The sequence below is a fragment of the Candidatus Pantoea floridensis genome, assembly GCF_900215435.1.
GTDB classification, from domain to species: domain Bacteria; phylum Pseudomonadota; class Gammaproteobacteria; order Enterobacterales; family Enterobacteriaceae; genus Pantoea; species Pantoea floridensis.
Genome location: NZ_OCMY01000001.1, coordinates 4,313,314 through 4,329,540, shown reverse-complemented (window position 1 = coordinate 4,329,540; position 16,227 = coordinate 4,313,314). Strand labels below are relative to the sequence as shown.

At 48.8% G+C, this 16,227-nt stretch carries 11 protein-coding genes; 7 read left to right on the top strand and 4 right to left on the bottom strand.

Annotated features, from left to right (window positions below; translation table 11 throughout):
* Positions 1 to 29: 29 nt before the first annotated feature.
* From CRO19_RS20205 to CRO19_RS25910, 5 genes are all read left to right on the top strand, one after another.
* Entirely contained in the window at positions 30 to 3,632 is a 3,603-nt protein-coding gene (locus CRO19_RS20205; RefSeq protein WP_097097717.1) for a TipJ family phage tail tip protein, read from the top strand.
* Between the two features lie 7 nt (positions 3,633 to 3,639).
* Entirely contained in the window at positions 3,640 to 4,044 is a 405-nt protein-coding gene (locus CRO19_RS20200; RefSeq protein ID WP_097097453.1) for a hypothetical protein, read from the top strand.
* A gap of 55 nt (positions 4,045 to 4,099) precedes the next feature.
* The gene (locus CRO19_RS20195; RefSeq protein WP_141400256.1) at positions 4,100 to 7,216 is read left to right on the top strand and encodes a putative phage tail protein; all 3,117 of its coding nucleotides are present in this window, start codon (positions 4,100 to 4,102) and stop codon (positions 7,214 to 7,216) included.
* 136 nt (positions 7,217 to 7,352) lie between these two features.
* A complete protein-coding gene (locus CRO19_RS25915; protein WP_141400255.1) occupies positions 7,353 to 7,988 on the top strand; it encodes a hypothetical protein in 636 nt (211 codons plus the stop codon).
* A 532-nt stretch (positions 7,989 to 8,520) separates the two neighbouring features.
* Positions 8,521 to 9,138 carry a hypothetical protein gene (locus CRO19_RS25910; RefSeq protein WP_141400254.1) on the top strand — a complete coding sequence of 206 codons (618 nt, stop codon included), beginning with the start codon at positions 8,521 to 8,523 and terminating at the stop codon, positions 9,136 to 9,138.
* On the opposite strand, the gene CRO19_RS20185 is transcribed toward CRO19_RS25910, so the two are convergent.
* Positions 9,068 to 9,565, bottom strand: a complete 498-nt coding sequence (locus tag CRO19_RS20185; RefSeq protein WP_097097450.1) for a hypothetical protein — start codon at positions 9,563 to 9,565, stop codon at positions 9,068 to 9,070. The two genes, CRO19_RS25910 and CRO19_RS20185, sit on opposite strands and share 71 nt — an antisense overlap.
* Before the next feature lie 180 nt (positions 9,566 to 9,745).
* Here CRO19_RS20185 and CRO19_RS20180 point away from each other — a divergent pair, with 180 nt between their 5' ends.
* Both CRO19_RS20180 and CRO19_RS20175 read left to right on the top strand, forming a co-directional pair.
* The gene (locus tag CRO19_RS20180; RefSeq protein ID WP_097097449.1) at positions 9,746 to 10,240 is read left to right on the top strand and encodes a helix-turn-helix domain-containing protein; all 495 of its coding nucleotides are present in this window, start codon (positions 9,746 to 9,748) and stop codon (positions 10,238 to 10,240) included.
* A 71-nt stretch (positions 10,241 to 10,311) separates the two neighbouring features.
* Positions 10,312 to 10,689: a hypothetical protein gene (locus CRO19_RS20175; protein WP_141400253.1), complete on the top strand. Its 378-nt coding sequence runs from the start codon at positions 10,312 to 10,314 to the stop codon at positions 10,687 to 10,689.
* 51 nt (positions 10,690 to 10,740) lie between these two features.
* On the opposite strand, the gene trpC is transcribed toward CRO19_RS20175, so the two are convergent.
* The 3 genes from trpC to CRO19_RS20160 all read right to left on the bottom strand — a co-directional run bounded on the left by trpC (position 10,741) and on the right by CRO19_RS20160 (position 16,143).
* Positions 10,741 to 11,532, bottom strand: coding sequence for an indole-3-glycerol phosphate synthase TrpC (trpC, locus tag CRO19_RS20170; RefSeq protein ID WP_097097447.1), 792 nt, complete (start codon positions 11,530 to 11,532; stop codon positions 10,741 to 10,743).
* Between the two features lie 268 nt (positions 11,533 to 11,800).
* Complete coding sequence (locus CRO19_RS20165) at positions 11,801 to 14,797, bottom strand: virulence factor SrfB (protein ID WP_097097446.1); 2,997 nt, start codon at positions 14,795 to 14,797, stop codon at positions 11,801 to 11,803.
* A gap of 2 nt (positions 14,798 to 14,799) precedes the next feature.
* A complete protein-coding gene (locus CRO19_RS20160) occupies positions 14,800 to 16,143 on the bottom strand; it encodes an SrfA family protein (protein ID WP_097097445.1) in 1,344 nt (447 codons plus the stop codon).
* Positions 16,144 to 16,227 lie beyond the last annotated feature (84 nt).

The window sequence follows — 16,227 nt, the reverse complement described above, 5'->3', positions numbered from 1 at the left end:
CTCCGGCGGTCTTTTTTTATGGGCGCGATATGGCAAAGAAAATCATTTCAGGGAAAAAGGGTGGTTCAACATCATCGCGAACACCTGTTGAACAGCCTGACGATCTTCAATCGGTTGCAAAAGAGAAAATCCTCCTCGCCCTCGGTGAAGGTGAATTTGCGGGAGAGCTGACAGGGCAGAACATCTTTCTGGATGGAACACCGCTTCTGAATGCCGATGGCTCAAGCAACTTCAGCGGGGTGAACTGGGATTTTCGTTCCGGTACTCAGGACCAGACTTATATTCAGGGATTACCGGGTACTGAAAACGAAATTTCAGTTGGAACAACCATCACTGAAACATCAGGGTTTACCCGAACTTTTACTGATTCAACACTTTCAGCCATTCGTTTAAGGATCCAGTGGCCATCGCTTTTTGAACAGGAAGATAACGGCGACCTGAACGGCTATTCCATTGCTTATAACATCGCTGTATCTACGGACGGCGGCGCATTTCAGACCGTAATTGATACCGCTGTAACTGGGAAAACGACGACAGGTTATGAACGAAGTCATCGGGTCGATCTTCCTCAGGATGGTTCGACCTGGACTGTTCGCCTGACGCGGACCACAGCTGTTCAGAATTCAGCGCGTTTCGGAGACACAATGACCCTTGAGAGTTACACGGAGGTCATTGATGCGAAGTTGCGTTATCCGAATACCGCACTTCTTTACATGGAATTTGATTCAAGCCAGTTCTCAGGGAACGTTCCTCAGATTACCTGTGAACCGAAAGGGCGGATGATTCGTGTCCCTGATAATTATGATCCTGACAGCCGGACCTATACAGGGGAATGGGACGGAACATTTAAAATTGCCTGGACCGATAATCCCGCCTGGGTCTTTTATGATTTGGTGGTGACAGACCGATTCGGCTTAGGTGACAGGCTGACCGCAGACAACATCGATAAGTGGACGCTTTACACGGTCGCTCAATACTGTGATGAGCTGGTTCCAGATGGTCTCGGAGGTTCAGGTACTGAGCCGCGCTTTAAATGTGATGTCTATGTTCAGAACCGATCTGATGCTTATACGGTCTTTCGGGATTTCGCCGCCATATTTCGCGGGATGACGTATTGGTCCGGCGATCAGATTGTTGCCCTGGCTGATATGCCGCGTGACGTCGATTACAACTACACAAACGCAAACGTCATCGATGGCCAGTTTGCTTACTCAAGCTCAAACACTAAAACTCGTTACACCTCCGCGCTGGTTTCCTATTCGGATCCTGATAACGGTTATGCGAATGCGGTTCAACCTGTCTTTGAACCGGATTTAGTCACGCGGTACAAAACCTTCAACCAGCTCGAATTAACCGCGATAGCCTGTACCCGACAAAGCGAGGCTGACAGGCGAGGCCGCTGGGGGATCCTGACTAATTCTCAGGACAGGATCGTAACATTCCAGGTCGGCTTAGACGGTGATATTCCGTTGCCGGGTTATATCATCGCGGTTGCAGATGAATATCTGTCCGGGCGCGTAGCAGGAGGGCGGATCAGCAGCGTAAACGGTCGAGTGATTACGCTCGACAGAACGCCTGATGCACTTGAAGGAGACAGATTACAGCTTAACTTGCCCTCAGGAACGTCTGAGGCGAGAACGATAGAATCCATCGCAGAAAATATCGTGACGGTCTCTGTTGCCTATTCTGAAACACCTGAAGCTGAATCAGTATGGGTCGTTGAGTCTACTGAGGTATTAGCTCAGCTCTATCGTGTCTCGATGATCTCAATCGATGATGACGGGAATTTCAGTATTACTGGCAGCGCTTACGATCCATCGAAATATGATGCGATTGATAATGGTGCTCAGCTCGACTCAAGACCAATAAGCGTCATACCGGCAGGAACACAGAACGCTCCTCAGAACATTGTGATTGATGAATACAGTGTTGTGAATCAGGGTATCAGTCTTCAGACAATGCGCGTCCAGTGGGATCCAACACCTAACGCCCTGGCATATGAAGCGCAGTGGCGACGAAATTCAAGCAACTGGATTAACGTTCCTCGCACCTCAACGATTTCTTTTGAGGTTCCGGCGATTTATACCGGAACGTATCAGGTCAGGGTGAGGGCGATTAACGCCGCAGAAATTTCTTCAGGTTGGTCAACTTCAGCGCTCACTGAGTTAACTGGCAAAGTCGGGAACCCGCCATTGCCCGTTGGGTTCAGTGCAACAACTAATGTTGTCTGGGGAATCACACTTTCATGGGGTTTCCCCGATAACACTGAGGATACGCTTAAGACAACGATTCAGTACGCGACAAACGCTGAAGGGACAGATGCGACATTGCTTTCAGATGTCGCTTATCCGAGTCATGTTTATGTGATGCAAGGTCTGTTAGCCGGTCAGGGATTTTGGTTCAGGGCGCAGCTGGTGGACAAGACAGGGAATCAGTCTGGCTTCACTGACTGGATCCACGGGGAAGCGTCTGAAAACATCCCCGACATCATCGGCGACATCAGTAAGCAAATTGAGGATTCCCCCGCTTTTCAGGGGATCAACCGCGATTTATCCAGCAATGCGGCTGCAATACTCGAAAATGCTTTAGCGAATAACGCGACCGTTAATCGTCAATATGCGCAATATGGCGAGGTGAAAGCTGAAATCCTCACGGTAAGTACGACGATTGCTGACACAAACCAGGCACTGGCAGACCTTGAAACGCAATTAACCGCTGAGATCGGTGAAACTCAGGCGTTGATTGATGAAAAGCTGACGGCGAATGTCACTGATGACGGAACAGCTTCAGCAACGTTTGCTCTTGAAGTCGGTGTAACGCGAAGCGGAACATTCTATTCAGGTGGGATGGCAATTGGTATCGCACCGAATGCATCAGGAAGCTATGTCTCAACAGTGGTGTTTGATGCTGACCAGTTCGGGATTTATTCAGGGGGAACTCCAGGAAATTATCAACTCGCATTCAGTGTTTTCAATGGTCAGACATTCATCAATCAGGCATTTATTCAGGATGCCTCGATAACGAATGCGAAAATTGGGGATTTCATTCAGTCGAACAATTATGTCTCAGGTTCGACAGGATGGAGTATTAACAAGAATGGAGGCGCTGAATTCTCGAATGTTACGATTCGGGGAACAGTCATTGCGACGACAGGACAACTTTCGAATGTCGTTGTCGATTCAACCTGTACTGTTCAAAGTCTGAGAGCTGAGAATATTCAGGGTGATTTATTAATAGCTTCGGAATTCGCAAATAACAAAGTTATTGGAGCACGAAATAACCCTAATGCAATTGTTCAAAATCAGCTTTACCCAATCGTAAGTTTTAGCGGTGCTCCATTTGTCCGAAGGCTGACATTTACAAATCTTGTGAATTTTATTCAATCTCAACGAAATGTAATTCAATTAGTCACAACTACTGGTGTTGTAGTTGACAGTTTCGACACAGGGAACCCTCCAAGTGGAGGAAACACTATACCTAGAAGTATATCAGTCTCTATACCAGCAACATCTTACGATGTAACGGAAGTTTTATATGTCAGGTGGACATCTCGCGGGGGGGCATTCGAAGCGGACTTTAACGGAAATGTCTTTGTTTTTAAATCATCAAGTGCTATCACATGGGATATATAGAGGATATATGACATATTTTATCGGATCAGCGAATGTTGGTAATAAAGTTATTGGTGCTGCAAATAACCCAAACTCAATTGTTCAGAATCAGCTTTATCCAATCTGCCAGTTTCCTTCAGCAAATATTGCCAGGAAATTGACATTTTCTGATCCTGTCCAATTTATTCAATCACAACGAAATGTGATTGAATTCGTAAATGAAAGTGGTGATGTTGTTTTTTCATTTGATACAGGAAATCCTCCGTCAGGTGGTAATACGATTAATGAAATTGTAACTGTAGAAATTCCTGCATCAGAAGCAGAGGTTCAAACCCTAAGCGTTCGTTGGACATCACGCGGAGGCGCTTTTGAAGCGGTATTTACAGGGAATATTTTCGTCTTTGAGGCTGATGAAGCAGTGACCTGGCTTTAAATGAAACAGGAGCCTGCTATGCAGGCTTCTTTTTTTAATATTTTGGGGTTCTTCTATGTCAGTCGGCTCTTTATCATTAACGAATGGCTCAGCGTCAGTCGTCGGAACGGGAACGACTTTTACAACTGATCTCAGTTCTGGTGATTTCATTATCTTTGTGATTGGAGGAACAACTTACACTTATCCTGTTCTCAGTATTCAGTCTGACACGGCTCTAACGCTCGTTGATGATTTCGACGGACCCACAACATCAACTGTCAGTTACAGTGCCGTCCCGAGTGGAGAAATGGTTTCCGTTCCGATGGAACTCATTTATCAGAGCACTCGGGCAATTCGCGGGCTGAATCTTGATAAAGAAAACTGGCAACAGGTTTACTCATCAGCCGATCAGATCACAGTGAATCTTCCAGACGGTTCAACTTTCACAGGGCCGAGCTGGTTAGAGGTTTCACGCGGAATCGATGCGACGAATCTTGATGCCGCGAATGCGATTGCTGATCGAATGGATGCAAGCGCCGCCACATCACAACAGGCCGCAGATTCAGCGGCTGCTTCTGAGACCGCAGCCGCGCAAAGCGCAACAGATGCAGCAACGAGCGAACAAAACGCGGCTGTTAGTGCAAATCAGGCCGCAAGTTCAGCTTCAAATATCGCTGATAGTGTGAGTCAGGCGGCTCAATCTGCGAGCGATGCAGCCGCAAGCGCAACAGCAGCGGCAACCAGCGAGACTAACGCCGCTACCAGTGAAACTAACGCGGCGAATTCAGCAACGGCAGCGGCAGGAAGCGAACAAAGCGTTGCTGATAATGCAGCAGCAGCGGCCACCAGCGAAACCAACGCCGCCAACTCAGCAACAGCAGCGGCAGGTTCAGCAGCTAATGCTTCAACCAGCGAAACCAACGCCGCAACCAGTGAATCGAACGCCGCTGATAGCGCCACCAGCGCCGCAAATGATGCCCAAACCGCGACGGATTCTATTCAGCAGACTCTAACAAACGCTCAGGACGCTCAAACCCAGGCTGACAGGGCAACAACTGAGGCAGACAGGGCGACAACGGAGGCTGATAAGCTCGGTAATACAAATGATTTCGCCGCGATCCTCGATACCATCGATATTGATAATGCTGATGTGACATTCAAAGGGAATGTTGCCGGTGCGGATGCGGTTGATAATAACGATTTCGTTACGCTCTCTCAGTTAACGCTCGCGACTGAACAACAGCCATTAAACGCTGATACGTTTGCTGACCTAGCAACGTTGGTTCCCGCTGAGGAAGGGCATTTAGCCTTACTGAGAGAATACAATTCAGGAACGGGTCAGGGCGGGGGAACGTTTATCGCTGTAGCTGGTGCAGGAACCAGTGATCTCGGAATGACTCAATCTGTAAATGATGATTTCCATTGGGTGCGATACATCGATCCGGCGAAAGCTGATGTAACGATGTTTGGCGCGGTTGCAGATGGTACAACAGATTGCGCTGACGCTGTCACAGCGATGTTCAACTGGTATACAGGAAGCGGTAATATTTTCCAGCGAATCGGCATTCAGTTTCCCGCTGGGGAGTTTGCTATTTCATCAATGCCCGCCTCAACGACACAAATTCCGATGTTCCGCTGTGTGGGTTTGGGCCATGACCAATTAGGCTACAACAACGCTACGCGCCTTTGGTTGATTGGTGACGCTGACTCTATCTGTTTTGATGTCGTTGCACGCTGGACAGAGATCGGAAATTTCCAGATTCAGGGAGATGGTCTTGCCGGTGACACGGTCGTTCGTCATTTTTTCCGAAATTCCGTAACACAAGGTCAGCATGTCCGCGTTTTCAATATGTACATCCAGGATGTTTACGGTCGGATGTTCCAGCTGATTGATAGCCTGGATTCTAAATTCAGCCAGGTTTACGCTCAACGTGGCCATGACAACCTGATTCGTGTTCTCGCCTCAGGTGAGCTGTCCTGGGACCATTCAACAGCAATCGAAATTTCTAACTCAACAATTCAGAGTTTCGTCGGCACAAGCGATCAGGATGGCGTTTTCTTCATTCCTCACTGTACTCAGGCGATGATGTGGAATGTCTGGATTGAGTTTTGTGATTACCCTGGAAACCTGACTAACGGTGAATGGGCGCTTCATTCGCTTGCGATGGAATCGAACACCAATCCGCTCTATATGGGGCAGACCCGTTTAGCTCAATACAGTTGCAGTAACGCAAACGGGGCAGGGATCGACATCACGACTGACAAGAGCGTGAATAACATCACTGGGGAGCCTGAAACAAACACATTATCCTCTTATGAAGCTGGACAGGTATCGATCTATTCTCACGGCATTTATGCCAATGCATCGTTACAGGAATCCCTTCATTACACAGGGAAAATGTATTCAAATTCAGGTAGCGGATCGGCTGTCTGGATTAATGTTGGCTATTTCGTTGGGGCAGCGACAGCCGAAACTTACCGAATTCATTTTGTTACGCGCAATGGTTTTGCCACTCCATCTTCATCAAACGGGGGATTAGAAGGCGATTGTGTGGTTACGATTCAGAACCGGGGCGCAACAACGAATACTGTTACATGGCATGGCCAGCGAGGAACCTCAGGGATCCTGGCGGTTCGATATGAAAAACCCTTTACCTCAGATACGCGGCTTTATGTCCAGCTTGCCGGATTCAGTCGAATGGGTGTCCGAGTCACCTCGACAGGAACAACCCGACTAGACGCAGGTGTTCATAGCTATGTTAACTGGACCATGACAGAGATCAGCAGTGATGATCTGAGTGCGATTACAGACCTTCAGACACCGATAAGCGTGAATACCTGGGGAACAACTACAGCAGGAATTATCGCGGATGGTGATAATACACTGTTAGATTTTTACACAACTCAGGTGACAGAAAACAGCACCACAAAAATCGCTGTTAAGGTCAACGGAACAGAAGGGAGAATACCTTTCACGACTGGGAATTTCCTGAATATCGGACATTGGCGCGTTGCTGATTTGCTCGCAGCTTCTGCAACGTTGGGAGATATTACCAGCGTTAACACCTTTACTGATCAAACGGGAACATCCCTTGTTGAGCAGGTTGTGTATTATGACGGCACAAGATGGATTTCTTTAGATGGACAACATGTTGTGATCAGTGATGGTACAACTTCACCTGTTTCTTCGTGAATCCTTTATCAGCCCGCAATCAAAAGCGGGCTTTTTGACAAAGACCGACATTCAAAAATGAAAGATTCAGACAACAGAAATTCACCAAAATTCGCATAGATTGGGAGTTGAGTTTTGATAAGGTTCTTAGAATGTTGTGAATATTCCAATAAAAGCAGGGTTATTCACAATGCAATATTCGCAAATCACTGTTCAACTTAACGAAGAAAGTCACAACATTCACACCACAAAGACATTTATGAGTTATGCGGGAGAGGAGTGTTCTCTTCCTGGTTTCTTTATCCCTGAGCCATTCAGACTTGTAAAATCTGTTTACTGTAATGAGTATCGAGTTCTTTCAAAAGAACCAGATCCTAAAACTCTTTTCTATATTCGTCTTTTTGACGCCCCTCAATCAATCTCCCCTCTGTTCAATAAACATCCTTCGCTCTCAAAAAAATTAACACAATGTCTTGTCTGGAGTTCGATGATCCCAAATCATCGAGATGCATTCCATTTCTTAGCAAACAAGTTTTTTGATTACTTTCTCAACGAATATAACATTGCGATCACGATTGGCCCAATGACGCTTTGCAGTGCTCATTTTTGGGAAGGACGGCTTTTAGCCTCGTTTACGCGTCCTGATGTGAGCATTTATCGTTCTGATGGAAACTCAGTCATTAAGATCCCCAACTGGTTAGAATTTCAGATGGAATGGAGTGAGTTCATTTTTAAATCTTCTGAGGATATTAATGATCCTTCGGTCATCCTGATCGCAAAAGATAAACCCTAATGGCTGAAATCGCATACTGATTACAGTGAACACAGGAAAAAGTGCAGGGAAGCAGTTTTCAATTTTTTCTATACCAATAATATGAAAATTATTCTTGCTTTATTCATTACGATTATTCTCTATCACTTTCCACTTTGGCTTGCATGGGTCAACGTCAACAGGTTTTCGCGAAAGTTAGATCAAGTAACGGTTGGCGCTATCTGGCTTTATTGCGGCTGGTTAGGATGGGTTGGTTACAGATTTATAACTGGATAAAAAAACGGCTTCATCGATGATGGTGAAGCCGTAAGAGTCAAGGAAGGTGAGGGAACTCAAAATAAACAGAGGTGGATTCCGCCGCTGCAAACGACAGGCGCATATTTTTATCTTTAATGCGTTTTCATGCGTATCAAAATGAGCTTACTTCCTCTCGTTTCCCTTTTCTAAGCCTGCCTAATCATCCCTTCGAAATCTTGTCATCAAAAATGTTTACAAGCAATAAATCCTTCTATAACATGGCCTTAGGTAACAAAAATGTTTACAGGGCTAAAGAATGATCAAGTCAGAATTTTTCCAGCTTCTTGAGGAAAACCAATCAGAAATCGTCATGACGAATACTGAGGTCAAGACGATTCAGCGTGGTTCTCATGTTGAAATCGTCTTATCGGTTCGCGGTTATGGTTTGTTTACGTTGTCTCGTCATGTAACAGGAAGCCAAAAGCTTTCAATCAACGAAGCTAAGTTTGTTCGCTGGTTCGATGAATGGAGTGAATTGCCGTCTCAGAGTGTTGAGGGGATTGAACTTGTTAAATCAGACATTGTGATCTCGGAACCTGAGTGTGTCGTGTCTTTATTCGATGAAATTGAATTCGTTTCTATGCATGTTCTGCGTGAACGTGACACAAAAAAAAGGCCGGAATTTCCCCCGGCCAAATACACACAGCAAAAGAAGTTACAGGTTTTTCCTCAGACGTCTTCACAACAGTTTAACGCGATGTGTTGTGACTTCCTGCGTTCGAATTATTACTTATCGATACTTTTACGAAGGATCAATCTGAGCGGAATTTTTACCTATGTATCATTTCGACGACGAAGAGATTTCATTCGTCGAGAGCTGTTTCATCGATTTTCCTTAGTTGTGCTTTTAGGAGTGGTTCGAACTTGTCTCTGACCTCCGAGGGCAAAAGTTCAATAATCGAGCTGATTTCGAGGCTTTTCAGATTGATTATGTCATTAACATTTCTGTGTGGACACTCTGACTGATAAGACAATGCCAGCTCCATTAGAGCGGAGTCATCAAGCTCAAACGATCCTGCTGTTGTTTCTTTCACAAGATTTGAAACAACGATTTCAGTCATCGTATGTGTTCGTTTTATAACAGATTCTATCACTTTTTTTTCTTTGAAATTGCCAGCAAAAAGGACAAGTCCAAACAAAATAACGAAACATTCAGCAACAACCGTTATTAAATTATTAATATCTTCGTGAATCGTACTGAGATCTGCATCAGTTGCGAAAGATTGTTTCGTCAAAAGAAAATGTTCTGCCAGAAATACGACTCCGGCGATAGAAAGCAGCAGTCCAAATAACCTTATCATTTATGGGTATTCCTTAAGTGTATGAGAATGTTGGTTATTTGTTTTACCACGGCTGAACGATTGCAAAATCACAAGCAATGCGAATTTCTTTTTTTCGTATATTCATTGCTGTCGAGAATAATTAAAAGTTGTATTTGATTTCAATGTTCAGGGACCAAACCAAATAAACGAGGTGACAAAGTGGACAGTCTTAATTATAACGTGCGTGTACTAACTGTAATCGAAATGACTCGTTGGATTAATGACAACATCAAAACTGAAATTCAGGCTTCAGATGTGACAAAGTTCAGCGGTTACACGCATTGGCATTTTCAACGGTTATTCCGTCAGATAACGGGTTACACGCTTTCCGAATACATTCGTATGTCACGCGTCCTGAACGTGGCAACTTCTCTAGCGAATTCGCGCAATCGGATCACGCACATCTGCTATGACAACGGCTTCTCAAGCCAACAATCGTTAGCGCGGTTGTTTCGCCGTTACTGTGGCTGTACGCCGTCCGAATTTCGTTCTCGGGTAAAACGCGATCCGAGCTATCTCAGCCAGAAGATGAAAGAAATCCTGTTGTTGAATGGCAAGACTTCATGTCCTCACTGTGAGCTATTCACAAAAGAGCCTCGCAAGTTCAACCGAAATCGTCCGCATACGCCTGACCTTTCTCGTCTTAGCGCGTAATGTCTCTAAAGCGCTCTCAGAGCGCTTTTCTTCCTCCCTTTAAAGACACCATTCATCTGACCCAAATCCTCATGAAAACTCGTTCTGACGCTCAGAAATTCGCTTATGTCACCATCGCTCTCCTTTCCTTAATCTCGGCTATCGGAAAGACACCAACAACAAAAGATCTGAGAATCGCAATCAGCCTGATTCTTTCAACTGAAGATCTCATAAGGAACTATGATTTTGTGCTCCAGGCAAAAAATCATCTTGAGAGCGCGTTTCAGTCCGATTATGAAAGCGCCTCAGAAGAGGTCTATTCGATGTTCCGCACGATTAAGCTTCGCCGCGATTTGGCAGCGCTTGCCGTGGATATTGGGTTTAAGTATCTGAGACGCGCTGAGAGCGATTCTCCAGAGAAAAGGGCGGTTCTCGAACATTCAGCCCAGCTTTTGAAAGTCATCCTCTAAGAGAGTGACAGAGAACGATAAAGGCGCTCATTGAGCGCCTTTTTTGTCATGCTAGTTCGGTGAAAATAATTCCTTGAGCTTATCACCAGGTTCATCAGCTCGCATGAACGCTTCACCAACTAAGAAATTCTGAATGTTTGCCTCTCGCAAAGTAGCAATATCATCGCGAGAATGAATCCCCGACTCTGTAACTATCACATATTCCTCAGGGATAAGCTTACAGAGATTGAGAGTCGTGTTAATTGTGGTATAGAAAGTCGTAAGGTCGCGATTATTAATACCAATTAAGCGAGACTCTAATTTTAACGCACGTTCAATTTCCTCCTGATTGTGAGTCTCAATCAAGACAGACATATTGAGACTTAATGCCACCGATTCCATTTCTTTCATATGAGAGTCAGTTAAGGCGGCAACGATCAATAAAATGCAATCAGCGCCCATCGCACGCGCTTCATAAACCTGGTAAGGATCGATCATAAAGTCTTTGCGCAAGATTGGAATAGAACACCAATCTCGCGCCTCAGTCATATGGAAATTACTTCCTTGAAAATATTGTTCGTCGGTTAAAACGGAGAGGCAAGTCGCTCCGCCTTTTTGATAGGACTCAGCAATAAGGCGAGGTGAGAAGTCTGAACGAATGATTCCTTTTGATGGACTGGCTCTTTTAATCTCTGCGATAACACCAGGTTTGCCAAATTGATTTTTTGCGCGAAGAGCACCTTCGAAATCGCGGAAATTATGGAGCTTGCTCATTTCCTCTAAAACTCGAAGAGGGATATTCTGTTTAGCTTTCGTCACCTCATAGATCTTACTGGCGATGATCTGGTTAAGAATGTTTGACATATGACCTCCAAACTAGTTTTTCTTTTGATCCGAACAGCCTCAGAAGTCTAAGACCGAGTAGAAATCTAAAAGAAAGGGAGACCAAAACTTATCCAACTAAGCGGATTAGTTGATGTTAAGAACATTCTTAATAAATGATTGAAAAACAACCAATCCTCACACCCCTATCCAAAAAAATCGTTCGAAATAGGGGTGTAAGTCATTGATTTATATGTAGCGAGTTGTCGTGATTTGTTGTTAAAAGTAGTGCGTTTTATAAGCTGCTATTTTACCTAACTATATGATTTAATAACGAAAACTTGCAGATTGAGCCACTATCGATCCAATATTGCGCATTCGCGTTGCCGGTGGCAGAAAGCGTGTTCAGTTTGAGGCTCAGTTGTTCCAGCGGCACGCGCGTGCCGTCATCCATGCGGGCATCGCTCAATACTAAGCGCTCCGGGCCAAAATTATCCGGTCCTGGCTGCACCGCCAGTTTAATGCGCAGCACGCTCTCCCCGGCAACCTGACGCGCCAGCGTCGGATCGACAATGCTTAAACTATAGAGCGGTGACGCCGGCCAGCGATCGTTCTCCAGCTGACGGAAGCCGAGGCAGACATTGCCGCGGATGCGGAAGCTGCTTTTGCGATCCAGCGCGAAGTCGCTGCGGTCGAGATCGATCTCGCTGTAGCACAGGTTATCGTCGCTGAGCGCGCTCGTTTCATCCAGTACGCCAAGATAGCGGATGGTGGAATAAGGTTCGAAGTCACCGGCGCGGAACCAGAAACTGCTCAGGCGCAGATCGAGCGCCAGCAGGCACAGCATCGCGCCCACCGCCGCGGTTGATTTCGGATTATCAATGCGGCCCTGTTTGTTAAACGGATACCAATCGCTGGTGTGATAGCCCTCCAGCGACAAAATACGGCTGCCCGGCAGCGGCTGCAGATGGCGCACCAGCGCCTGAATGCCGGGGAAGCGCGACGGACGACCGGTGAGTAACAGCACATCGCACTGATAAAGCGACACCACTTCACACATGGCGCGCAGCGCTGGGATGATGGCCATACGATGTTGCAGGAATTCGCCGTGCAGCTGCGCCATGCTGACCACCAGCGGCACGTCGAGCAGATCGAAACGGCTGTCGCCACCGAGCGTGCGCTGAATTTCGCCATTCACAAACGCCAGCACCGCGCTTGCCGGTTTTTGCGGTACCAGCTCGCCAAACAGCGCATTGATTTCGCTGTGGCTGTCGAGCGGATCCCAGTTTTCATAACGCTCAAGCACCACCTGCGCCAGCGGAATAAACAGCTGCAGCGTCACCTGCTGACGCAGCGTGGCCTGACCATCCATGCGGCTGTCGTGGCCGAACAATTTGTTCATCAGCGGTTCGGCCAGCGTTAAGCCGGCTTTCTGCAAACTCTGCTGCAACGCCGGCAGAATCCACAGTTGAATCACATCCAGCAGAATGTCATCGCCCGCGACTTTAAAACCTTCGCGGAATAATAAGCGCGGGGTAATTTTGACGTTGTTGCCCTGGCCATCGTCGAGGCGATATTGGGTAATCGCCAGGTCAGTGGTGCCGCCGCCAATATCGATGGAGGCGATGCGCAGGCTTTTGCCCGGCAGCTCATCGGCTTCACGCGGACGATCCGGGCGCGCCATGCTGCTGAAGAAATCTTCGGCGCGACCGGCAAAGTTGACCTGGGTTTCGTTGAACAACCATACCATTTGACCGCAGGTGGCTTCATCCCACTCCATTTGCACATCGGGCACCGGGCGCAGGCTTTTCGTCTGGCTGGCGGCGGAGAAATCATCTTCAGCCGGATGCCAGCCTTCCGCTTTCCACACCAGCGCGATGGCTTCCTGCATGCGACGACGGAAAATTTCCCGCTCGGGTTTTGGCATGGCGGAAGGCAGCGTCAGAATCACATGACGCAGCTGGCGTGGCGCCTGGCTTTGCGGCATCCGCTGACGCTGCGCTACGCTGTTCATCTGCATCATCGCCTGCGCCAGCAGTTCGCACAGCATAAAGGTCATCAGCGAGCTACGGCTGTAGCTGGCGGAGAACACCGGCAAGCGGTCATCTTCTGCCAGCGCGTGCAGCGGTTGACCTTCATCATTGATCAAGAGGGTGAACGGCAGTGCGGTGGCCTGTGGTTCATCGCTGCTGCCGTTGGCGTTGAAACGCCAGCCCGGCAGATAACGTGCTTCATCCCACAAATAGCGGCGTGGGCTGGATAAACCGGTACTGCCTTCGGTGCCCGCGCGCAGCAGCGCCAGGCGGCTGGCTTCTCGTCCCACGCGCGTCAGCGATGGCCACATAAAGGCGTTTTCACGTCCGCTTTCCAGCGAGAAGTTAGATTTGCCGAACTTCGTTTCGGCAAACTCCAGGCGGCTTTCGAACAGTTCGTTATAGACCTGATGCGGCTCGGAAAGATCGCGCAGCTGCAGTTCATAGGTTTGGCGCAGGCCGTTGCTCTCTTCGGCGTGGTCTTCCACCAGAATGCCGCAGGTGTGCGAGTTGCCCACATCCAGAATGATATCGACATTCACCGCCGGCGTTTGGTGTGACGCGGCATGCAGGGTGATCTCCGCCAAATCAAGCTGTTCACCGAGCAGTTCCAACAGGTTGAGGTAGTGCGCCTGATACTCGAATTCACGCAGTGCCTGATTCACTTCCTGCTCACGACGTGACTCTTGCGCATGCACTTGCTGAGTAAAGGTTTCACGCAGCCAGCCATCCACCCAGGTATGATCGAGGAATTCGCCCAGCTCATAGTTATGCCACGCAAGGGCGAAACTGACGCCGTTCTGCGCATCGGCTTTACTTAAACCGTGCTGCTCGCCGCCATCCTGTTCCGGTACGATACGTGTATCGAACGCAAGGGTGATGCGATGCGTGTTGCCTGCACCGTCGGGCTGGCTGAGCGGCGCCAGATGCAGCCGCGCCCAGTTATCCGGTCCACCAATAAAACGGCGTCCGCTGTTGCAGCGTAGCACCGGCAGCGGCAGCCATTGATGGGCCAGCAGCGCCAGCGAATCGGCCAGTGCGATATCCGATTCCGGACGCACCACTTCTGCCGGTCCGCCATCTTCCGGATAGAGCAGAAACTTACCGCTGTTACCGTCAACGTTCAGGCGCAGCAGCGGGCCGTTGGCCGTTTGACGCACAAACTGACGGCGTGCCTGTAGCGCAGGCAAACGCAAACCGAAATCAAGAAACTGCACACCGCTATCTTCAATCAGCGTGATTTTCTGTTTGTCATCGATGAGGGGAGCCAACATGTTTACTTACTCTCACGCTTAATCGTCAACGGGAACACCTGGTCTGCGCCATATTGCGCAGTACAGCTGGCAATGCCATCACCGGCTTTACACACCAGTTCCGGCATGCGGTAGCGCGATTTATCGCTGCAGCTGGCAGTATAGCGGCTGCGCACTTCCATGGTGCCGGCGGTCGTCATCGCGGCGGTGACATCGGCTTTGCAGCGGATGTTGTCGCCCTGGGTAATGGTGGCGGTGCCTTTACCATTTTTGATCTGATATCGCAGGCTGGGCGGCTTACCGGTGGGCAGATTGGTCTGACGCAAGGTGACGCGCCAGCTACCATTAATGAATTTCACTGAGCCGAGACGCGCATCTTCTGTGGTCATCACCAGATCGTCCGCTTTTGCCGGTTCGGTGTGCTCAGCCACCACTTCCGGCGGGGCTTCAGGTTTCACGGGGGCAACCTCCGGCGCAGCGACGATCACGGTCGCGTGAGTTTGTGGCAGCGTGGCGGGCAATTTTACCGCTTTTAACACAATCGCAGGCGGCGTACTGACGACGGCGGGCGCGTCGGCCACCGCAGGCGTCTGGGGTTCAGGTGCACTGTGCAGCCAGAAGGCGACGCCAGCGGCAACCGCCGCCGCAATCGGCAGTAGCAGCGCCAATGGACGCAGGCCGCGACGGGTAGGCGGGGTAGGTTGCGCTGCGGGTTGCGGTTCTGGCGGCGGAACGTCCTCTGCGGGTGCGATTTCTTCTGGCTCCGGCTCAGCAACCGGCTCGGCCGCCACGGCAGGCACTTCGATCAGCGGCGCAATAACCGGCGCAACCACTAATGGCGTAACCGCCGGTGGTTCTGGCAACAGCGGCGGCAGCTCATCTTCAAGCGTATCGCGCAGACAAGCCAGCGCGTCATCACGCGAACGCGCCTGAGGATCAACAAAACCCCAGAAGGTAATCACTGGCTTGCCATCCACCAGATAAACGTACTGCTGATCGGGGAACTGCAGGGTTTTGCTTAGCAACGCACCGAAAAGACGCAGGGCAGGATTATCTGCATCACGCGCACGCAGGCTCAGCGCCTGAAGATCCTGCTGGTTTAACGTCAGCAGTTCCAGCGCCTCACGGCGCTCGCGATCGCTGGCACCAAGCCAGGACTTTACTTTGCCGTTAAAAGGGGCGTACCAATCGAGGCGATCACCGCGCTCATTGGCCTGCGGAATGGCCAGGCAGTTGGCCAGCGTAGTTTGGCGGCGCAGACGCAAGGTTTCACGGATTTGCAGCGCGGAGGTCCAGACGGGCTGGCCGTTTTCACCCAGTGCCAGTACCGTATCCAGATTGCCGCTGCGCAGAAAAGTTTTTGCCACTCGTTGGGCCCTTATCGGTGGTTGTCTGAGGCAGAACAGTGTGTGTTTTTGGCGATGGTAGTGATCTTAAGCCAAATGCAGGAA